This window comes from Kitasatospora sp. NBC_01250, assembly GCF_036226465.1.
In the GTDB taxonomy this organism is placed as follows: domain Bacteria; phylum Actinomycetota; class Actinomycetes; order Streptomycetales; family Streptomycetaceae; genus Kitasatospora.
On sequence record NZ_CP108476.1, the window covers coordinates 2,520,409 to 2,541,354 of the forward strand.

Genomic DNA, 20,946 nt, shown 5'->3' on the forward strand with positions numbered 1-20,946 from the left:
CGGCCCGTCCCGCCGCCGCCGTCCACCGACTCGGGTGTACGGTCGATCGGACGGCCCCGGGTGACTCGGGTGACCGAGGAGCCAGGCGGGGGCCGGGCGGGAGGAACGATGCGGCGGCGCCATCTCCAGCGGCCGGAGCGCCGACGGGCGGAGCGCCGGCGGCCAGAACGTCAACGGCCAGGGCGTCAACGGCCGGGCCCGCGGTGGACGGTGGCGGCCGTCCTGTCGCTCGCGCTGCTGCTGACACCGCTGCTGGCCGGCTGCGGCGGCAGCTCGCACCCGCGGCCGACGCCGCCCACCCCGCCCGCGCCGACCCGCCCGGTCACCGGGATCGCCTACGGTGACCGGCTGGTCTGGATGTCGGACGCCGACCTGGCCGCCTCGCTCGACACCGCCGTGCAGGTCGGCGCCACCCTGGTGCGCGCCGACCTGTCCTGGGACGACATCCAGCACAACGGTCCGGGCGACTACGCCTGGCACCTGTTCGACCGGGTGGTCGCGGCGGCCGAGGCACGCGGCCTGAGCGTGCTGCCGGTACTCACCGCCACCCCGCCGTGGGCCCGGTCGCCCGGCTGCACGGAACCGGCCTGCGGGCCGCACGACGCCGCCCGGTTCGCCGCCTTCGCCGCGGCCGCCGCCCAGCGCTACGCGCCGCGCGGGGTGCACGACTGGGAGCTGTGGAACGAACCCAACCTGACCACCTTCTGGGCGCCGGCGGCCGACCCGGCCGGCTACGCCGCCACCGTGAAGGCGGGCGCCGCCGCGCTGCACCACGCCGACCCGCACGCCTTCGTGGTGCTCGGCGGCCTGGCCCCCACCGACAGCGGGCACGGCGACCTGGCGCCGACCGCCTTCCTGGCCGAGGTGGCCCAACAGGGCGCCACCCGGGTGGTGGACGCGGTCGGCTACCACCCGTACTGCTACCCCTACCTGCCCAGCGCCAGCACCTCGTTCGGCACCGCCTGGGAGCAGATCGACCGGACCAAGGAGAGCCTGCGCAGCGTGCTCACCCAGGCCGGTACTCCTCGACTGCCGATCTGGCTCACCGAGTTCGGCGCGCCCACCGGCGGACCGGGCGCAGCCTCGGACGGCTCGCCGGGCGACATCGGCCCCGGCACCACCCATGTCACCGAGGCCCGGCAGGCCGAGATCGCCGCCGACGGCGTGCGCACGGCGGCCGCCGACCCGGGCATCGGCGCGCTGATCTGGTACACCGACCGGGACAATCCCGCGGCGACCGGCGCCGGCGCGGGCGGCAGCACCGAGGACTGGTACGGGCTGCGCCGCGCCGACGGCAGCGCCAAGCCCGCGCTCGCCGCGCTGCGCTCGGCCATCACCCAGCTGCGCGCCTCGCCCGGCGCCTCGGCCGCCCCCACCTCGACCGCGTCGGCCACCACCGCCGCCACCCGCGGACCCGGCAGCCTGCCGCGCCCCTCGCTCAGGCCGGCGACAGCGCTCGGAACAGTGCCAGGTAGCGCCGCGTCAGGCCGGGCCAGGCGTAGTGCTCGACGACGTGCCGTCGGCCCGCGGTGCCGAAGCGCTCAGCGGTGCCGGCGTCCGTGAGCAGGCGCCGGCAGGCGGCGGCCAGCGCCTGCGGATCGCCGGGCTCCACCAGCAGGCCGGTCACCTCGTCGTCCACCACGTGCGGGATGCCGCCCACCCGGGAGCCGACCACGGGGGTGGCGCAGGCCATCGCCTCGATCAGGGTCATCCCGAAGGACTCCGCCGAGCTCAGCGAGGGCAGTACGAGCAGCGCGGCGTGCTGGAGTTCGGCGACCAGCGGCGCCCCGGTGAGCGCCCCGGTGAACTCCACCCGCCCGGCCACCCCCAGCCGCTCGGCCTCGGCGCGCAGCTCGGGGACGGCGTCGCCGTCGCCGACCAGGCGCAGCCGGGCCCGCGGCTGGTCGGCGAGCTGCGCGAAGGCGGTCAGCAGCACCGGCACGCCCTTCCAGGCCGAGGTGCGGTCCATCCGTCCGACGTAGAGCACCGTGGGCGGGCGCTCGGCGGCCGGCGGGCCCGGGGTGAAGCGCTCGGTGTCCACGCCCGGCGGGATCCGCACCGCACCGCGCCGGTTCGCCGCCAGCGAGACCGGGGAGACCGCGACCAGCGCCCCGGCTCGCGCGAAGAGCCGTGGCAGCACCAGGCGTTCGTAGCCGCCGATCAGCTGGTCCACCCCGCGCTGCCCCTTGGCCATCGAGCCGGCGTGGTAGGTCAGCACGGTCGGCCGCGGGCCGCTGAGCGCCACCGCCAGGTCGCCCAGGCCCGGCACCGGGGCGTGTGCGCTGACCACGTCGATACCCAGCCGGCGCAGCCAGTAGGGCAGTTGGAGCGGCCAGAGCGGGCTGAGCGGAGTGTTGGAGAGCCGGGCCCAGGTGCCGAGCCGGACCACCGGCAGGCCGTCCTCGACCGTGACGGTGGTGCGCCGGCCCGCGGTGTTGGTGGTGATCACGGCGGCCCGCAGCCCGGGGTCGGCGGCCACCGCCCCGGCGACCCGGGCCGCGTAGCCCTCCACCCCGCCGATCTTCGGCGGGTAGTACGGCGCCACCACCGCCACCCCGCGCCGGCGCCGGCGGCTCAGCGCCCGGGCGAAGACCTCCGCCGTCCGGTCGGCCTGCCGCTCCCAGGAGAGCTCGGCCGCCGCGAGCCGTCGGCCCGCCGCACCGAGCCGCCCGGCGAGCGGGTCGTCGGTCAGCACGGCGGCCAGCGCGGTGGTCAGGGCCGGCAGGTCACCGGGGTCGGCGAGCAGGCCCGACTCGCCCTCGGCCACCAGCGAGGGGATGCCGCCGACCCGGGTGCTGACCACCGGGCGCCCGCAGGCCATCGCCTCCACCAGCACGCTGGGGAAGCTGTCGTAGTGGGTGGGCAGCGCCAGCACCCGGGAGCGGCGGTAGGCGGCGACCAGCTCGTCCCCGGTCAGCCGGCCGCTGAACCGCACCAGGTGGGCGACGCCCAGCCGGTAGGCCAGGCGCCGGTGCGCGGCGGCGGCCGATCCGTCGCCGACCACCTCCAGTCGCACCCCGGGCACCCGCCGCGCCAACTCGCCCAGCACGCGCAGCAGATCGGGCAGGCCCTTGTAGGCGGTGGCGCGCTCCAGCGAGCCGACGAAGAGGATCCGCGGCTCGCCCGGCAGCGGGCTCGGGGCGAACCGCGCCAGGTCCACCCCGGGCGAGACGGTGACGGCCCGGCCGGCGAAGAGGCGGGCCAGGTCGGCCCGGACGTAGTCGGAGGAGCAGATCAGCTCGCCGGCCCGGCGCACCGTGCCGGCCAGCAGGGTGCGCTCGTAGAGCGAGCAGACGGCGGTGCCCAGCGGATCGCCCTTGCGCATCCGCCCGGTGTGGTAGGTCAGCACGAACGGCAGCGGACCGCAGGCCCGGGCGGCGGCGTCGGCGAAGAGCGGCACGGGGGCGTGCGCGTTGACCAGGTCCACCTGCTCCTCGCGGATCAGCGCGCCCAGCGCGGCGCGCCAGCCGGCGCCGATCCGGGTGCGGGAGATCCGCAGCGGGGCGGGCAGCCGGTGCACCACGAGCCCGTCCGCTTCGTGGCGCCCGATGGCGCCGCCGTCCCCCACCGTGGCGGCGACCACCACGCGGTAGCCGTGCCGCTCCCGCAGCTGCCGGGCCAGCTGCCAGGTGTACTGCTCGACCCCGCCGGTGTCGGGCGGGAAGTAGGGGGTGGCCAGTAGCACGGTGCGCCCGGCGCCTGCCCGACGGCCGGTCATGCGCCCGCCCCCACCGGCCGGCGGGCGGTGGCCGCGCGCAGCAGCTCGGGCAGTTCCTCGGCCCGGGCGACGTAGCCGGGCAGCTTCTCGGCCAGGGTCCGCAGGTACTCCTCACGCCCGGTCCGCAGCCGCTCCACCAGCGTGCCGAGACTGGCCGCCGAGACGTCGGCGATCGGCAGCACCCAGGATTCGAGCCCCAGGTCCCGCATGATGCCGCGGGTCTTGTGCTCGTACTCGATCGCGATGCACGGCACCCCGCTGGTCAGCGCGAAGATCACCGAGTGGAACCGGGTGCCCAGCACGTAGGCGCACTCGGCGTACAGGCCCTTGAGGTCGCGGTAGTCGACCGTCTCGTCCACCCGCAGCGGCGGCGTGGCGCAGTAACCGGCGATCCGGCGCTCCACGATCCGGTCGTCGTCGCCCAGGTAGTCGGTGGTGACCTGCGGGATCAGCACCACCTGGGCGCCGGTGGCCCGCACCGCGTCGATGGTGGCCGCCAGCGCCCGCTCGTACTGCTCCTGTCGGCCCGGGGCCAGCCACTGGCGGGCGGTCATCCCGACCAGCGTGGCGTGCGGGTCCACGCCGATCCTGGCCCGCCAGTCGCCCTGCGGCGGCGGCGCGAAGGCGAAGCCGGAGTCCACCGCGCGGCGCACCGGGGTGCCGCGCACCCCGCACTCGGCCAGGATGTCCACGCTGACGTCCTCCCTGGCCAGCACGAGCGCGGCCCGGCGCACCACGTAGGCGGCCAGCCGGCGCTGGGCCGGGGCCGGGAACGGGCCGAAGGACTGCGGGGCCAGCACCACCGGCACGCCCCGGCGCAGCGCCAGCAGCAGCGGCAGCACCACGTAGAAGACGTTCTGGTAACCGTCCAGCCCGGGGCGGGCGTTGAAGTAGCCGCCGCCCATCGAGACCACCAGGTCGGCGGAGGCCACCGCGTCCACCTCGCGGCGCACCTCGGCCGGCAGCAGCGGGCGCAGCAGCCCGGCCAGTGGCCCGGCCAGCACCCGCGGCGGCAGCAGCAGGCCGAGCGAGACCAGAAAGCCCACCGCCTTGCGCAGGATCCGGCGCGGGGTGCCGATCGCGGCGTCCGCCACGTAGCGGCGGATCGAGCCGAGGTTGGCGGCGCCGTCGAAGGCCGGGTGGACCGCCCGGTCCTCCATCCCGGCGACGGTGACGCGGGCCTGCGGGAAGGCGGCGCGCACCTGGCGCAGACAGACCGCCAGCAGGGCGGCGTCGCCCGCGTTCTCGCGGACGTAGGCGTTGACGACGAGGACCTTCATGGCGGTGGCTTCCGTTCGTGGGGCGGAGGGACGGGCGGTCCGCGCGGGGGCGGCATGACGGGGGCCGCGCCGGCCCGGCAGCCGGGTGCGGTACAGCGCGAGGACGGCGTACAGACCGGAGGCGAGGTTGCCCAGGCCCCAGGCGCAGCCGAACCAGACCAGGCCGCGCCCGGCCCACAGCGCGGCCAGGCCGATGGTCACCACGGCGTAGACGACGTTGCTCCAGATCAGCGGCGCCATCCGGCGCACCAGCTTGAGCACGAAACTGCCCACGGTGTTCAGTGCCACCGCGGTGGTGCCCACGGCCAGCACCACCAGCAGGCTCTGCGCCCGGGCCGGGTAGGCGCCGCCGAACAGCCGCAGCAGCAGCCCGCTGCCCGCGGCCAGCAGCACCGCGCCCGGCAACTGGACCAGCGCGATCAGCCGGACCGAGCGGCGCAGCACCGGCCCGAAGCGCGACTCGTCGGCGGAGATCTCGGCGAACATCGACTCGCAGACCGCGAACGAGACGGCGTTGGCCAGGTTCGCGACCTGGAAGGCGACGAAGTAGTACGCGGCAGCCGCCGTGCCGAGCCGCTGGAGCACCAGCAGCGGCAGCACCAGCAGCGGCAGCAGGTTCAGCAGGCTGGACAGGTAGCTGCCCACCGAGAAGCCCAGTTGCTCGCGCAGCCGGGTGCCGCCGCCGCGCAGGGCCGGGCGCAGGCCGATCCGGCGGCGCAGGAACCAGAGCGAGGCCAGCACCGCCACCGCGTAGCCGCCGCCGACCGCCGTGACCAGCCCGAACGCGCCCAGACCGGTCAGCAGGAACGGCAGCCCCAGCTTGCTCAGGCCCTGCAGCACACCGTCGACCAGGGTGTTGTACTGCGGGAGCCGCTCGCCGATGAAGACCGCGTCGGTGAGCAGGTTGACCGCCGACAGCGCGCAGAACAGCACCACCAGCACGGCCTGCACCGGGTCGTGGCGCACCGCCAGCAGCCGGGCGCCGTACAGCGGCAGGCCCAGCAGGTAGCCGGTACCGAGCACGCAGCCGGCCGCGAAGACCAGCAGCAGCGCCCGGTTGATCTGCGCGTGCCGCCGCTCGGGCGGGGCGGGGAACCGCACCAGGGTGCTGTTCAGGCCGCAGAGGCTGAAGTAGGCGATCAGCGTGATCGCGTTGGTGAGCGAGGTGGCCGTGCCGACCTGGGCCGGGGTGAACAGGCGGGCGGCGGCCACCCAGAAGAGGAAGCCCAGGCCGGCGGAGCCGACGGTGGCGGCCAGCAGGTAGGCGGAGCCGCGGGCCACCTGGTCGCGCTGGGCGTTCATGCGTCGCCTCCCGCGGCTGTCGCCGGGTCGCCCGCGCGCAGCCGCAGGGCCAGCAGGGCGACGGCGGACGCCGCGAAGCAGCCGACGGCCGCGGTGCCCTCGGTGGGGACGGTGGCGAAGTGGGTCAGCTGCCGGTCGATGGTCTGCGGGTGGGTCAGCGAGTTGACGCACAGATAGGCCCAGAGCAGCAGCGGATAGCCCACCAGGGTGCGCAGCACGGCCGTGAGCCGGTCCCGCGGCCGCCCCGGCCGGCCGTCCGGCCCGCGCGGGGCGCGCCAGGGCGGCCCCTGCGGGCGCAGCCCGCGGGTCAGGTGGGCGAGGGCGGAGAGCGCGAAGCACACGGCGCCGAAGGTGTCGCGGCGCAGCGGCAGCCAGGAGGTGAGCGGGCCGGAGAGGGTGTCGGGACGGGTCGCGGCCCAGGCAGCCACGTAGAGCCAGCCGAGCAGGCCGTGCACCAGCGCGACGTCCAGCAGCGGGCCAAACGGTCGGCGCAGCCGGCCGCGCGGGGCGAGGGGCTTCATCCGGTCCCCGCCGCCGCATCCGCATCCGCCGCAGCAGCGGTCGGGCCGCCCGGCCGCCCCGCACCGGCCACCGCGTAGTGGCCCAGCAGCGCCCGCACGTGCCCGGCCCAGCCGAAGCTGCGCTCCGCGTACGCCCGCGCGTAGCGCCCCATCCGCTCGCGGCGGGGCGCGTCGGCGGCCAGCGCCACCAGTTCGGCCCGCAACCGCATCGCATCGCGCGGCAGCAGGCTGACCCCGGCACGGTCCAGCGCGTAGGGCGCGTAGCCCGGCTCGTCGGTGGTGACCACCGCGAGGCCGGCGGCCATCGCCTCCTGCACGGTGAGCGGGAAGCCCTCGGCGGTGGAGGGCAGCGCGAACACGTCGCAGGCCCGGTAGACCTCGGCGACCTGCTCGGGCGCCAGCGCCCCGAGGTGGTGCACCCCGGCTTCCGCTCCCCTGCTCCTCTCCCCCTTCCCGCCCCCGGCGCCCGTGCCGACGAAGACCAGCTCGTAGGCCGGGTCGGCCGCCGCCCGCAGCAGGTCGTAGCCCTTCTTGGGGACCAGCCGCCCGACGAAGACCACCAGCACCCGGTCCACCGGCAGCCCGTACCGCTCGCGCACCTGCCGCACCTCCGCGGCCGAGCCGGCCGGGTGGAACAGCGCGGTGTCCACGCCGTTGGCCAACTGCCGTACGGTGTGGGGCCGGGCGCCGTGGGCCCGGGTGAACGCGCGGACCGTGTCGTTGAGCACCAGCACCCGCCGGGCCCGGCGCAGCAGCAGCCGCCCGAACACCCCGTACACCGCCCGCTGCGCGCCGCGCACCAGCGCCGAGGGGTGCGCCACCAGGCCGACGTGCTGGGTCAGCACCAGCGGGGTGCGGGTGAGCGCGGAGGCGGCCCAGGCGGCCCAGGAGGTCGGGTAGAGGCAGTCGTGCAGATGGATCACCTCGGCCCGGCGGGCCTCGCGCACCGTCTGCGCCAGCAGCCCGGGCGAGGGCACCGGGAACGGCACGCCGGTGCGCCGCTCGATCCCGTTCCAGGCGGCGTGGCGCAGCACCCGCACCCCCGCCTCCAGCTCCGCCGTGCTGCGCCGGCCCCCGGTGGTCAGCACGCTCACCACCGAGCCGCGGCGGGCGAGTTGCTCGGCCTCCTGGCGCACCACGTTCTCGATCCCGCCCACGTGCGGCGGGTAGTAGTGGCTGACCAGCAGGACCCGGCCGGTCCTGGCGCTGTCAGGTCCTGTGCTCCGCTCGGTCACCGGAAGATCTCCGCTCCGTCGCTGCTGTAGATCTCGTTCTTGGTGGTGTCGAGCAGGGCCGTCGGATAGCGGTAGGTCACCAGATCGCCCCGGTAGAAGGTGGTCGCCTCGTCCTTGGTCACCGTGGTGGAGCCCAGGAAGACATAGGAGTTGCTGCCGACCAGGGTCGGGTAGATGTCGTCCAGCGCCCGGCCGCGGATCAGCGTCTGGAGCCGGCTGAAGGTGTAGCGGTCGGTCTGCACCTCGGACTGCACGTTCTGCTTCTGGTCGTCCGTGGTGAGCTGCTCCAGCCAGCTGATCGCCGAACGCTCCTGCGGCTGCACGTAGTAGATGTCGTAGTACTGGCCCGCGTTGTTGAGGTTGAGCTGTGGCGGGTAGCCGCCGATCACCTGCGGGACCGCCCCGGTCAGATCGAGGAAGAACGCCACCGCGAGGGTGCCGGCCAGCGGCAGCGCCCACCGCCTGGCCCAGCGGAAGGCCCAGAGCGAGCCGGCCGCGATGAACGGCGCGAAGAAGAACAGCCCCTGCTGGAAGGCCCGCAGCACGCCGTAGTCCACCGACAGCTGCGGCAGCACGGTCAGCAGGCCGATCACCACGATCATCGCGACACTCAGGGTGACCTGGTCGCGGGCCGGGCGGAAGGCCCGGCGGACCCGGCCCCCGCGGGTCCAGAGGCAGACCGCGAGCCCGACCAGCAGCAGGAGTTGCAGCAGGTCGGCGGCCCACTGGCGGACCAGCTTGTTGGCCCCCGACACGTCCAGGCCGGTGCGGCCCAGCGCACGGCCGACCGCGGTGAGCGGCAGGTCGGGCTCGGCCACCGCCTGCACCTGGTACTGCGCGACCTCCTGGGCCGGCAGGTAGTCGCCGTTCGCCCGGTCCTTGGCGGTCAGTTGCAGGGTGTCCGCCTGGTACTGGGCCAGCCGCTGCTGCGGGGTGACCGCCTGGCCGCCGAGCAGGCTGTAGGAGGTGTCGGAGGAGCCGGACTGGGCCTGCGCCGGGTCGACCGCGTCCTGCACGGTGGCGGTGACCGTGCTGCGCAGCTGGCCGCCGGTGCCGGTCAGCGGCCCGGTCCAGAGCACCGCGGCCACCGCGGTGGCCACCACGATCCACCAGGTCACGAAGGCGGTGACCGGCTGGCGCGGGCCGCCGCGGCGGCGGGCGCGCAGTCGGGCCGCCAGGCGCCAGGCGTGGTCGGTGAGCAGCGCGATGGCCAGCACCATGACGACCACGAAGGTGGTCGAGTAGTGCGACAGCACCACCCCGCCCATCAGGCCGGTGAAGGCCAGGCGGCGCGCGCGGATCGGGCGGCTCCGGTCGGTGAGCACCACCAGGGCGGCGCCCAGCAGCAGGAAGGCGATCTCCTGGCGGGCCAGGAAGGTCATGTCGGTGAAGAAGGTGGGGAACGCCACGAAGTACAGCGCCGAGAGCAGCGCCACCACGCGTTGCGTCACGTTGCGCACCGAGCGGTGGACCAGGGGCGCGCTGAGCGCGAAGAGCAGCGGGAAGACGGCCTTGAAGACGTACAGTCCGCCGATCCCGGTCAGCCGGGCGAACGCGGTGGGCAGCAGCGTGATGCTCAGGCAGGCGTTGTACGGGTCACGGAACGCGGCGATCTGCCAGCGGTCCGCGCTGAACGCCAACTCGAAGACCTCGTACTCGCGTTGGATGTCATGACCGGTGATGAACCAGCCGCGCAGCGAGGTGAGCAGCAACAGGGCGGCGGCCAGCAGGAACAGGCCCAGACCGAGCACCGCCTCGGGGTAGCGGCGGCGCCCGCGCAGCAGTTGGACGAAGAGCACGGCCATCGCCACCAGAGCGAGGACGGCCATGGTCGACCCCAGGCCGTTGTTCAGCCGGATCGCCCCGCCCACGCTGAGCAGCAGGCAGCCGGCGCCGAGCAGCAGCACCGGGCGCAGGCCCGGCGTGCGGCGCGGGTTGCGGCGCTGGTTGCGCCGCGCCGCCCTGGCCGCGGCCCGGGAGCGGGGGCGGGTGGGCCCCGCCGCCGGGCCGGGCGGCAGGGCCCAGGCGAGCAGCAGCACGGCCAGGGCCGCGGCGAGCGCCAACGGCGCCTGGCGCAGCGGCCGGTCGTCGCCGAGCGGCGGCAGCACGGTGTTCAGCAGCAGCTCGGTGACCAGGTCGCTGCCGATCGCCAGCGCGACGGACACCAGCGCCCGCCCGTCCCTGGTCGACACGAAGGCGTCCGCGCACCCGTACCAGAGCAGCCAGGGCGCGCCGAGCAGCAGCCAGAAACCGGCCGGCGCCAGCAGCGGGACCGGCACGCCGGGCAGCAGCTCCACGCCGGCGGCCAGCGCGGTGCCGGCCAGCAGGGTCCAACGGGCGCCGCTGCGACGGACGACGGCCGCGGCGGTGCGGCGCAGCTGTGCCGCCGGGCGCCTCATCGGCCCGTCCCCGTCAGCACCTCGGCGTACACCCGCTCCACGCGTCGCACCACCGCGTCCCAGGCGAAGGCCGGTGCGGTCGCGGCGCTGCGCTCGGCGAGCGTGCGGCGCAGTCGCGCATCGCCTGCCACCTGGTCGATGGCGGCGGCCAGCGCGGCCGGTTCCGGCGCGGCCAGCAGGCCCACCCCGCCGATGAGTTCGGCGTTGCCGGGGACGTCGGTGGCGATCACCGGGAGCCCGGCGGCCATCGCCTCCAGGACCACCAGCGGCATCCCCTCCTTGTCGGAGGGCAGCACGAAGGCGTCCGCCTCGGCGTAGGCGCTCACCAGTTCGTCGCCCAGCCGGGCACCGGCGAACTCCACCCGGGTGAGGCCGAGTTCGCGGGCCTGCGCCTCCAGCCGGCCGCGCAGCTCGCCGTCGCCGACGATCCGCAGCCGGACCGGCTCTCGCACCAGGCGCATCGCCTCCAGCAGCCGGGCGACGTTCTTCTGCGGGCTCAACCGGCCCACGTAGAGCAGCTCGAGCGGCCGTTCCTCCGTCGCGCCCGCCTGGGCAGATTCGCGCACCGGCATGAAGTAGCCGCCGTCCACCCCGTTGGGCACCACGTGGATCCGCTCGCCGGGCACCCGGTAGGTCGACTCGACGAACTCGGCCTGGCCGGGGGTCAGCACGATCACGGCCGCCGCCGCGCGCAGCACCGGCCGGAAGACGTGCTTCTTGTAGGCGGGCAGCAGCCGGCCGAACCGGCCCGAGGCGTCCACGTCCAGGTGGAAGTGGAGCACGACCGGCTGACGGCGCAACCATGCCGTGAGCGCGACGAGTTCGGGCAGCAGCGCGTGCGCGGAGTGCAGGTGCAGCACGGTGTCGCCCGGGCGGCCTGGCGAGCGCCCCGGTGGCCGGCGCAGCAGCGCCAGCGGCAGGCCGGGCACCAGCGGGGTGTGCGCGAACTCCACCGAGCGGTGCCGGTGCACCGTCACGGCGCCCTGCCGGCTGCGGCGCGGCGCGCCCGCGGCGCCGATCGTGGTGGTCAGTACCTCGACCTCGTGGCGGTCCCCCAGACCGGCCGCCAGGTTCTCCACCACCCGTTCCAGGCCGCCCAGATGGGGCGGGTAGTACGGCGTGATCTGCACGATGGTACTCATCAGGCCGCCAGCCGGAGCAGTTCGCGGTTGGTGCGGTAGGCCACCTGCGGGCGGTCCGCGATATGGGCCAGCACCCGCTCCAGGCGCGCCCAGTCGCCCCGGGCGTCCACCTCCCAGCTGTGCCCCCACAGGTGGAAGACACCGCCCTCGCGCAGGCACCGGTCGAACCAGTGGACGGCCAGTTCGTCCCAGGCCAGGAAGAGCCGGGCCGCCCGCCACGGCCGGCCCCCGGCCAGCCGCAGCGCCAGCGGCGCGTCCACCCGGTGCGCGTAGGCGTTCACCGTGGTGTCCAGCTCCAGTGCCGGGCCCGGGCGCAGGCTGCTGCGCCGCACCGTGCGGGCCAGCGTGAAGCCGGCCTGTTCGACCAGCTTGACCTGGCCCGGGGTGTACTCGCCGCGCGGGTAGCAGAAGCTGGTCACCGGCTCGCCGATGATGTCCTCCAGCTCGACCCGCCCGCCCCGGATCTCCTCGGCCGCGGCGGCGTCGGTCAGCTGCGGCAGCCGCTGGTGGGTCAGCGTGTGGCCGCCGATCTCGAAGCGTTCGGCCAACTCGCCGATGCCGGCGGCGGACAGCCGCTGGGCCGGGGTGAACTCCCGGTTGCGCGGGGCGATGTAGAAGGTGCCGGGCAGCCGGTAGCGCTCCAGCAGTGCCGCGAGGCGGGGGTCGAGGGTGTGCCCGTCGTCCCAGCTGGTGGTGACGGTGACGTGCGGCGGATCGGCTGGACTCGCCGTGCCGGTAAGGGCGTTCATGGTGTCGTTGCCTTGGGGTCGGGGGAGGCGGCGGCCTGGAAGCGGTAGTGCAGGGCCTGGTCATGGCCCACCAGCGCGACCTGGACCTCCGCGTCCGGCTCGGTCAGCGGCAGGCGGACGGTGGTGCCGACCGCCGTGTCCGGCTTGGGAACGAGGGTGACGGTGCTGCTCCCGGTGACCGTGCCGCCGGGGGTGGTGAGCGAGACCCGCAGCTGCAGGGTCGCGGTGGGCGTGCCGTGCTGCACCACCGAGAGCGGGATCACCGCCTGGCCGCCGGCCGTGGTCGGCAGCTGGGTGAAGTACAACTCGTCGTAGTCGGCCGGGATCCGGGTGAAGGTCTGGCGCAGCGCGAGGCGGACCGCCGGCTGCGCCCACAGCAGCGGCGCGGCGACCAGCACCGCCAGTACGGCGGCCAGCACCGCGGCACCGCGCCGCCGGGCCGACCGACGGCCGGCACCGTCCGGTCCCCGGCGCCGGCCGGCCCGGTGGGGCGTGCGGGGCGGCGGCGGGGACCGGACCGGGTCCGGGACCTTCCCGAGGAGCGAGGTCATACGGAGTCGAACTCCTGGGCGGAGTACCCCTGGTCGGCATATCCCTGGCCGGCATATCCCTGGCCGGCGGCGTATCCCGGCCCGACCGTGGCCACCACCGGGCGCAGCACCGGGCGGGTGCGGCGGAAGTTGTGCTCGAAGAGCTGGCGCAGGTTCTCGGTGCCGTCCCGGAAGGCGTTCAGCTTCACCTGGCCGCCACGCTTGCGGTATTCGATCGGAATCTCCACATATCGGTAACCGGCCCTGGTGGCCGCGTTCTTGATCTCCTGGGAGAAGGACATGCCGCCGGAGCGGACGTCCAGCCGCTGCCACACGTAGCGGCGGAAGACCCACATGCCGGACTGCGAGTCGCGCAGTTCGTTGCGGAACAGGACCCGGCTGATCGCGCTGAGCACGTGGTTGCCCAGCGAGTGCGAGGGCTTCATCGCCTCGCTGTTGCCGCCGACCAGCCGGTTGGTCGTCATGAATTCGACATCGTGGTCGACCAGGGTCCGCAACAGGCGGGGCAGGGCGTCGAAGGGGTAGGTACGGTCGGCGTCGCCGGTGGCGATCACGTCACCGGTGGCGGCGCTGAAGCCGGCCCGGTAGGCGTTGCCGTAGCCGCGCACGGGCTGGCTGACCACCCGGGCGCCGAGCGTGCGGGCGATGTCGCCGGTGCCGTCGGTGGAGCCGTTGTCCACGACTAACACCTCGGTGTCCCAGCCCCCGTCCTTGAGTTCGGCGAACGGGATGGAGGCCATCACGGCGGGCAGGTTTTCGGCCTCGTTGAGCGCGGGTATGACGATGGACAGAGTGTTCATGTGAGCTCCCTCTGGCAGGCGGAGATCAACGCTGGATGGTCCGGATTCCACGAGAGCGCGTGGAGCCGGGTGAGACCGCGCCTGGCAGCGCGGTTGGGCAACCCTTCGGCACCGTAGGGCAGTTGTGCCGCTACGGTCGTGATCCGCATGGGTGGAGTGTGAACACCACAGTGGGTGGCCGGGCTCGCCGGCGGGCGGCTGCCCGTCGGGGTGCACGGGGTCGGCAAACCCCGGCGCGGAGTGGGCCCGGCTGCCCACCGGTTCAGGAAGTCGTCTTGAAATGAGTCGGCTTGAACGTGCTGGCGGTCGATGTGGCGCCCGGCCACGAACCACCCGCCGCACCCGTCGGCGGCGCCGAAGCGCCTACCGGCTCCCCCGAACTACGCGGGCGCGGCTGGTTTCCCGGTCCGTGGCAGCGACACCAGAGACGGCTGTGATCCCCCTCAGGCATGGATGGCTGTACCTAGCGCGTCGCTGTACGTGACGACCACACTAGCCAGAGGCGCGACTAGTTGTGAAGCATCTTCCGGTTTCCGCGTCCGATTTTAAGCGTTACAACGCTCGGACTTGGGGTTTTTTGCGAAACTGACGGAACGGATGAGAAGGCTTAAAGTCACCTGACAGCCGAGTCGCAATGATCTTGGAGTGCGGCCAATGGAGCTGCTCAGAAGTGCCCCTGACGGCACGCCAGCAGCGGGTTCGACTTCCGTCGACCCGGCCGCGCACAGCCGGGACCGCCCCGCATGGGAGGGGCGCGAAGCACCAAAGCCGCGCGCCCCCTTCGGTGACGGCCGCCCCCACGACTGTGAAGAGCATCACAGGACTGATGCCAGGTCAGAACCCTTGTACCGCTTACGCTGTGCACTCGCCAGGTACCGGCCAACCGCGCCCGGGGCCATCGGGGACGGCACATCCGCACCCGCCCGTCGGCCCGCCCAGCGGCGCTCATGGCCACCGGCAGTCGCCATCGGCAGATGCCGGCGGACGACCTCCGAAACCTCTCGGCCAAATGGCGGCCGTCAGTCGGCGGGGGAAAGCTGAACGTTTCTCTGGTAATCCTTAGGGCAACCGGCCGCGCCGGGCGGCCATATCCATGTTCGGCCGCACGGCGGTGTTGCGTGGATTCAGTGAACTCTCAGTATTCAGAGCATCCCTGACGGCGCAGTGGGTACTTGGTCACGAACGAGTCGGACGGTTCTTTCAGGCAACTCGGCGACCGGTACCCGACCAACTCGCCGGCCCGCGCCACGGCCGGCTCGTGCACGCACGCGCGCAGCCTTGCGGGCCCGTACCACGATCTCCAGGTCGGCCGGTGCCAGCACCGTCAACGGCTGCCACCGGGCCGCGAGCACGGACTGCCCTGGCACACCGCGACCGCGAACCTGGTCCGCTCCCCCGAGCTCGGCCGGGCACTGGCCCGCGACCTGGGGCCGGCCGCCGCCTGCCTGATGCCGCAGCACGGGCTGCTCGCGGTGGGCCGCGACGTGGCGCACGCGGTGATGTCCGCGATCCTGCTCGAACGGGCCTGCGCCGTCCAGCCCGCCGCCCGGGCCGCCGGGGAGCTGAAGCACTGGACCGGAGAGCGGGAGAGCCTGGAGAAGGCCGCCCTGGTCTGGTCCGACGGGCAGATCGAGGCCGGTTGGCAGTACTGGACGCGACGCGCAGGCGACGGCGCTGGTGGCGGAACCCGCCGAGGAGTATGACGGAGGCATGCGGAGTATGACGCGATGACAGCGATGACGGCCGGCGCGAGTGCGCTGCTCGGCGCCCCCGGGGTGAACGAGCCGTTCGGGCAGGGGTGGACGCAGTTCGCCGAACTCGGCATCGCCCTGCTGCTCTCCTGCGCGATCGGCCTGGAGCGGGAGATCCGGCAGAAGGCCGCGGGCCTGCGCACCTACACGGTGGTGGGGCTCGGCGCCGCGCTCTTCACCCTGATCAGCAAGTACGGCTTCACCGACGTGCTGCACTCCGGCCAGGTCGAGCTCGACCCCTCCCGGATGGCCGCGCAGATCGTCTCCGGTCTCGGCTTCATCGGTGCCGGGGTGATCTTCGTCCAGCGCGGCTCGGTGCGCGGGCTGACCACCGCGGCCACCATCTGGCTGACGGCGGCGGTGGGCAGTGCCGCCGCGGCCGGGCTGCCGGTGCTCGCGGTCGCCACCACCGCCGCCTACTTCGCGGTCTGCTACGGGCTGCGCCCGGTGACCCACCGGCTGGTGCGGCTGCGCACCCTGCCGACCGTCTTCCGGATCACCTACACCGGCGGCCAAGGCCTGCTGCGCTCGGTGCTCGACGAGTTCACCGGCTCGGGCTTCGCCGTCCTGGAGTTCGCCACCCTCGCCTCCGGCAGCGGGGACACCTCGTCCGCCGGGCTGCCCGGCAGCGAGCGTGCGGAGGACGAGGGCCCGGCCATCGGCCCGGTCGTGGAGGTCTCGGTGGCCGTCCAAGGGCGCGGCGATCTGGACGAGCTGACCGCGAACCTGGCCCGGATCCCGGGCGTGCTGTCCTGCAACCGCAGCAGCCCGGGGGACGAGTAGCCAGCCTCCTGGCGATCCGTCAGGCGGGCTGCTGGTCGCGCCGGCCCGCCATCCAGACGTAGATCAGGATCCCGGCGAAGAGGAAGAGCACGCCCTGGTAGACGGCCGCGTACCCGGCGCCGGCCAGCAGCCAGAGCGAGAAGGCGAACGCGCCCAGCCCCAGCGCCGCGTCCCGCAGCAGCCGGCCCGGCGCCACCTTGCCGTGCTCGCCGCGCACCAGCCAGTACAGCTGCGCCGCGGTGGAGAGCAGGTAGGGCACGGTGGCGGTGAAGGAGGTCACCAGCACCAGGATCTCGAAGGCGCCCTTGGCGCCCGAGGCGAAGTTGAGGACGGTCAGCAGCGAGGCCAGCCCGACGCTGATCAGCACGCCGAAGACCGGCACCCCGCGCCGCTCGACCGCGAAGACGGCCGGGAAGAGCCCGTCCCGCGCGGCGGCGTACGGCGCCTGCGCGGCCAGCAGGGTCCAGCCGTTGAGCGCGCCGGTCATCGACACCAGCGCGGCCACCGCGATCGCCACACCGCCCCAGGAGCCGCCGAACATCGCGTTGACGGCGTCCGAGAACGGCGCGGTGGAGTGGACCAACCGGCTGTGCGCGACGGTGCCGAAGACCGCGAGCGTGCCGAGCAGGTAGACCAGGGCCGCCCCGGCGGTGCCGAGCACGCTGGCCCGCCCGACGTTGCGCTCCGGGTCGCGGACCTGACCCGCACTCATCGCGGCCGACTCCACCCCCAGGTAGCTGAAGAGCAGGATCGCGGCAGCCGCCGTCATCCCGCCCAGCCAACCGCTGCCGGAGGCGTCGAACGGCCCCATCTTGGCCGGGTCGAAGAAGCCCAGGCCGCCGATCGCCACCAGCAGCAGCGGGATGAACTTCAGTACGGTGGAGACGACTTGGACCACGCCGACGTACTTGGTGCCGGCCAGGTTGGCCAGCGCGGGCAGCCACTGCAGGGTGAGCGCGGCACCGATGGTCAGCAGCGTGGAGTGCTGGATCGGCAGCAGCACGTCGAGGTAGCCGACCGCGGCCACCGCGAGCGCGGCGTTGCTCACCCAGGTGGTGATCCAGTACGACCAGGCGGACAGGAAGCCGGCGAAGTCGCCGAAGGCCTCGCGCGCGTAGACGTAGGGGCCGCCGGTGCGCGGGTTGCGCCGGGCCAGCTTGCCGAAGACCAGCGCGAGCGCGATGGCGCCCACCGTCAGCACGGCGAACGAGAGCAGACTCACCGTCCCGTACGGCGCGACCGCGGCCGGCAGCATGAAGATGCCGCCGCCGATGATGTTGCCCATCACCAGCGCGGTGGCGGTCGGCAGTCCGAACCGGCCACCCTTCGCCTGCTTCGGCCCCGACCCCGGCCCTGATCCTGGCCCCGACCCTGGGGTGTCGGGCGGCCCGTCGGACGGGCCGGGGAGCGTTGCCTGGCGGGGGACGGCCGGGCTGGTCTGCATGAGGGTGGTGCGCCTTTCCTGGTCCTGCTCGCGCTCGGTGGAGCGAACGCCAATCGTCGCTTAGCGGACACCTGCCACCAAATCAGTCGCTTTTGTTCTCCGTGCCTGGTCAGCGGCCGTAAGACTTGCGGCGAGCCGGGCCGCCGACCGGCACTCGTCCGGCGGACCCGGGGCGGCATCCGGTGCGCTGCCACAACGGCGCGTGAACGGCAGCCCAATGGCGAGAAATGGCCGAAACTTGTTCAACCATTGTGGCCCCCGGCCTTGTTACCGCCGAGTTCGGCGCCCATCCTGAAACCCGCTTGGCATGGCCCGCGAAACCCCCACCGACCGGGCCGGCCAAGCCCTCTGCTCCCCCACCCTTCGCCTGGGCAGGAGACCCCCACATGCGAATGCCGCCCCGCCTCTCGCGCGCCTCGGTCGTGCTCGCCGGTTCGCTGGCCGCCTTCGGACTGTTCGCCCCCATCGCCTCGGCCGCCGACACCCCGGTGAGCTTCGCCTGTCAGGCGACGCCGCCGATCGGCTCCGCGCAGACCTTCAACCTCGCCGCCGGCGTCAACGCCACCGCGCCCGCCTCGGTGGCCGCCGGCAGCCAGTTCACCGTCACACTGGCCCCCGACGCGCTGACCGTCCCCACCACCGTCAGCGGCTACAGCGTCCGGTCGATCAGCAACATCAAGCTCACCATCCCGGTTCCGGCCGGCGCCACGCTGGACGGCGAGTCGCTCTCGGGCGGCGCCGGGATCAACACGAGCACCGCGAGCGTGGCCGTCAACGGCGGAAACCTGGTGATCACGGTCACCGGCTCGGTCGCCGGCGGCAGCACCTTCACGCTGCCCGCGCTGACCCTGACCCTCACGGCCGGCGCCTCCGGCAGCACCGTCCGGACCGCCCTGGGCGGCACCAGCTACTCCGACGCCGGGCTGACCTTCTCGGCGACCATCCCGGTCGCCTTCTTCACGGTGAACGTGCCGACCGCCTGCTACCCCGCGACGGCCTCGGTGCTCAGCTCGACCACCGTGAGCTGACGCTCCCGGCACCCCTCGGCGGGCGGCGCCACGGCCTCACGGCGCCGTCCGCTCCCGTGTGCACGACCTCACGGCCTCACGACCTCACGGCGCCGTCCGCTCCGGTGCGCGCTGCAGGCGGAACGCGTCCGCGAGGACGGCCCGCGCCAGCACTCGGGCGGGCCCGCGCGCCGTGGTGCGTCCCGTGGTGAGCGCGAACTCGGTGCTGCCGAGGTCCGGCAGGCCCACCTGGTCGGACAGCACCCACAGGCCCGGCGGCACCAGGCTCCGGGCGTGCGGCACCACCCCGAGCCCCGCCAGCGCGGCGGCCCGCACCCCGGAGAGGCTGGTGCTGGTGCAGGCGATCCGCCAGGGCCGCCCCTCGCGCTCGCAGACCTCCAGCGCGCGGGCCCGGGTGAAGCTGGGCGGCGGGTAGACGATCAGCGGCAGCGGCTCGCCCGGGTCCGTCCGGACGTCCTCGGCCCCGATCCACACCAGCTTGTCCTGCCAGACCAGCTGCCCCTGCGCACCGCCACCCGGCGGGCGCTTGCCGAGCACCAAGTCCAGCCGTCCGTCCGCCAGTTGCTCGTAGAGCACGGCGCTGAGACCGACGGTGAGCTCCAGGTCGACCTGGGGGTTGCTGCGCCGGAACCCGCGCAGGATCTGCGGCAGCTCGGTGTAGACGAAATCCTCCGACGCCCCGAACCGCACCCGCCCGCGCACCTGCGTCTGCGCGAAGTAGCCGAGTGCCTGCTCGTGCGCCTCCAGGATCGTGCGGGCGAAGCCGAGCATGGCCTCGCCCTCGCTGGTCAGCTGCACGGAGTGGGTGTCGCGCAGGAAGAGCCGCCGGTTGGCGGCCTCCTCCAGCCGCCGCACGTGCTGGCTGACGGTCGACTGCCGCAGCCCCAGCCGCTGGGCGGCCCGGGTGAAGCCGCCGCTCTGGGCCACGGCGAGGAAGGACCTCAGCTGGACGGGATCGAACACACAACCCATCCTATCTGCTGATATCACGATTCATGATGACAGTGAGCGCGGCCAGCGGGATTCACAATCACCCGGCCGGACGGCAGGCTGGGATCATCCCTGCCCGAACCGTTCCCGCGGAGAACCATGCCTCGCGCCGACCGCCCCTTCCGCTCCCGCATACCCGGGCGCCTGCCGCGGGTCGACCCCTTCATCGCCTCCCTGCTGGCCACCGTCGCGCTGGCCGCCCTGCTCCCCGCCCGCGGCGCCGCCGCACCCCTCGCCTCCGGCGCCGCCACCGGCGCGGTCGCCGTGCTCTTCTTCCTCTACGGCGCCCGGCTCTCCGCCAAGGAGGCCTGGGACGGTCTCAAGCAGTGGCGGCTGCACGGCACCGTGCTCACCGTGACTTTCGGCCTCTTCCCGCTGCTCGGGGTCGCCGCCCACCTGCTGGTACCGGGGCTGCTCTCCCCCCAGCTCTACCAGGGCCTGCTCTTCCTGACCCTGCTGCCCTCCACCGTGCAGTCCTCGATCGCCTTCACCTCCATCGCCCGCGGCAACACGGCCGCAGCCGTGTGCAGCGCCACCTTCTCCAGCCTCTTCGGCATCGTCCTGACCCCGCTGCTCGCCGCCTTCCTGCTGCACACCAAGGGCGGCATCTCCCCCGGCAGCGTCCTGCAGATCGCCGAACAGCTCCTGCTCCCCTTCGCCGCCGGCCAGCTCCTGCGCCGCCGGCTCACCGCCTGGATGGCCCGCCACCGCGCCGTCCTCGGCCTGGTCGACCGCGGCTCGATCCTGCTCGTCGTCTACAGCGCCTTCAGCGCCGCCGTGGTCGGCGGCATCTGGGGCACCCTCTCGCTGCCCCGGCTGGCGGCCCTGCTCCTGGTGGAGGCCGCCCTGCTGGCGCTCGTCCTGACCACCACCCTGCTGGCCGGCCGCCGCCTCGGCTTCGACCGGGCCGACCTGATCGCGATCGTCTTCTGCGGCTCCAAGAAGAGCCTGGCCAGCGGCGTCCCGATGGCCACCGTCCTCTTCCGGGGCCCCGCAGCGGGGTTGATGGTGCTGCCCCTGATGCTCTTCCACCAGCTCCAACTGATGGTCTGCGCCGTCCTCGCCCGCCGCTGGGGCGCGCAGTCGCAGGCGGTCGAGGCAGCCGCGACGGCAGTGGCGACGGCACCGGGCCGCGGCACCGCACCGGACCGGCGCCGGACGAGCCCGAGCTCGGTCCGCTGACGTCGTCGCGAGGTCGATCCCGGCGAAGAACCCGTCGGCGACGGCCCGCGCCCGCGGCAGGCCGCCTCCAC

General features: G+C 74.1%; 15 protein-coding genes and 1 pseudogene. 5 read left to right on the top strand and 11 right to left on the bottom strand.

What is annotated here, in order from left to right:
* Window positions 1-357: 357 nt before the first annotated feature.
* Window positions 358-1,053, top strand: a pseudogene (locus tag OG500_RS10430) (cellulase family glycosylhydrolase); the annotation flags it as partial.
* A 385-nt stretch (window positions 1,054-1,438) separates the two neighbouring features.
* On the opposite strand, the gene OG500_RS10435 reads toward OG500_RS10430, so the two are convergent.
* From OG500_RS10435 to OG500_RS10475, 9 genes are read right to left on the bottom strand one after another with little or no spacing between them, the layout of a single operon-like run.
* Window positions 1,439-3,718: a glycosyltransferase family 4 protein gene (locus tag OG500_RS10435; protein ID WP_329579012.1), complete on the bottom strand. Its 2,280-nt coding sequence runs from the start codon at window positions 3,716-3,718 to the stop codon at window positions 1,439-1,441.
* On the bottom strand, window positions 3,715-6,300 hold the full coding sequence (locus tag OG500_RS10440) for a polysaccharide pyruvyl transferase family protein (RefSeq protein WP_329579015.1): 2,586 nt from the start codon (window positions 6,298-6,300) through the stop codon (window positions 3,715-3,717). The genes OG500_RS10435 and OG500_RS10440 overlap by 4 nt, the downstream gene beginning before the upstream one ends.
* Window positions 6,297-6,821, bottom strand: coding sequence for a hypothetical protein (locus OG500_RS10445; protein ID WP_329579018.1), 525 nt, complete (start codon window positions 6,819-6,821; stop codon window positions 6,297-6,299). The genes OG500_RS10440 and OG500_RS10445 overlap by 4 nt, the downstream gene beginning before the upstream one ends.
* Complete coding sequence (locus tag OG500_RS10450; RefSeq protein ID WP_329579021.1) at window positions 6,818-8,056, bottom strand: glycosyltransferase family 4 protein; 1,239 nt, start codon at window positions 8,054-8,056, stop codon at window positions 6,818-6,820. The genes OG500_RS10445 and OG500_RS10450 overlap by 4 nt, the downstream gene beginning before the upstream one ends.
* On the bottom strand, window positions 8,053-10,455 hold the full coding sequence (locus OG500_RS10455; protein ID WP_329579024.1) for a DUF2206 domain-containing protein: 2,403 nt from the start codon (window positions 10,453-10,455) through the stop codon (window positions 8,053-8,055). Before OG500_RS10455 ends, OG500_RS10450 begins: the two co-directional genes overlap by 4 nt.
* Entirely contained in the window at window positions 10,452-11,597 is a 1,146-nt protein-coding gene (locus OG500_RS10460) for a glycosyltransferase family 4 protein (RefSeq protein ID WP_329579027.1), read from the bottom strand. The genes OG500_RS10455 and OG500_RS10460 overlap by 4 nt, the downstream gene beginning before the upstream one ends.
* Window positions 11,597-12,346, bottom strand: coding sequence for a polysaccharide deacetylase family protein (locus OG500_RS10465; protein ID WP_329579030.1), 750 nt, complete (start codon window positions 12,344-12,346; stop codon window positions 11,597-11,599). The genes OG500_RS10460 and OG500_RS10465 overlap by 1 nt, the downstream gene beginning before the upstream one ends.
* Window positions 12,343-12,897: a hypothetical protein gene (locus OG500_RS10470; RefSeq protein WP_329579034.1), complete on the bottom strand. Its 555-nt coding sequence runs from the start codon at window positions 12,895-12,897 to the stop codon at window positions 12,343-12,345. Before OG500_RS10470 ends, OG500_RS10465 begins: the two co-directional genes overlap by 4 nt.
* Window positions 12,894-13,697: a glycosyltransferase family 2 protein gene (locus OG500_RS10475; protein ID WP_329579037.1), complete on the bottom strand. Its 804-nt coding sequence runs from the start codon at window positions 13,695-13,697 to the stop codon at window positions 12,894-12,896. The genes OG500_RS10470 and OG500_RS10475 overlap by 4 nt, the downstream gene beginning before the upstream one ends.
* A 1,172-nt stretch (window positions 13,698-14,869) precedes the next feature.
* On the opposite strand from OG500_RS10475, the gene OG500_RS10480 reads away from it, so the two are divergent.
* Window positions 14,870-15,400 carry a class II aldolase/adducin family protein gene (locus OG500_RS10480; RefSeq protein ID WP_329579039.1) on the top strand — a complete coding sequence of 177 codons (531 nt, stop codon included), beginning with the start codon at window positions 14,870-14,872 and terminating at the stop codon, window positions 15,398-15,400.
* A gap of 33 nt (window positions 15,401-15,433) precedes the next feature.
* Window positions 15,434-16,231 carry an MgtC/SapB family protein gene (locus OG500_RS10485; protein ID WP_327071497.1) on the top strand — a complete coding sequence of 266 codons (798 nt, stop codon included), beginning with the start codon at window positions 15,434-15,436 and terminating at the stop codon, window positions 16,229-16,231.
* A 19-nt stretch (window positions 16,232-16,250) separates the two neighbouring features.
* On the opposite strand, the gene OG500_RS10490 is transcribed toward OG500_RS10485, so the two are convergent.
* Complete coding sequence (locus OG500_RS10490; RefSeq protein ID WP_329579041.1) at window positions 16,251-17,675, bottom strand: amino acid permease; 1,425 nt, start codon at window positions 17,673-17,675, stop codon at window positions 16,251-16,253.
* Between the two features lie 386 nt (window positions 17,676-18,061).
* Here OG500_RS10490 and OG500_RS10495 point away from each other — a divergent pair, with 386 nt between their 5' ends.
* Window positions 18,062-18,703: a hypothetical protein gene (locus OG500_RS10495; protein WP_327066262.1), complete on the top strand. Its 642-nt coding sequence runs from the start codon at window positions 18,062-18,064 to the stop codon at window positions 18,701-18,703.
* A gap of 84 nt (window positions 18,704-18,787) precedes the next feature.
* Here OG500_RS10495 and OG500_RS10500 read toward each other — a convergent pair whose 3' ends face one another.
* Window positions 18,788-19,666, bottom strand: a complete 879-nt coding sequence (locus OG500_RS10500; RefSeq protein WP_329579044.1) for a LysR substrate-binding domain-containing protein — start codon at window positions 19,664-19,666, stop codon at window positions 18,788-18,790.
* A gap of 126 nt (window positions 19,667-19,792) precedes the next feature.
* Here OG500_RS10500 and OG500_RS10505 point away from each other — a divergent pair, with 126 nt between their 5' ends.
* The gene (locus tag OG500_RS10505; protein ID WP_329579047.1) at window positions 19,793-20,875 is read left to right on the top strand and encodes a bile acid:sodium symporter family protein; all 1,083 of its coding nucleotides are present in this window, start codon (window positions 19,793-19,795) and stop codon (window positions 20,873-20,875) included.
* The last annotated feature ends 71 nt before the right edge of the window (window positions 20,876-20,946 follow it).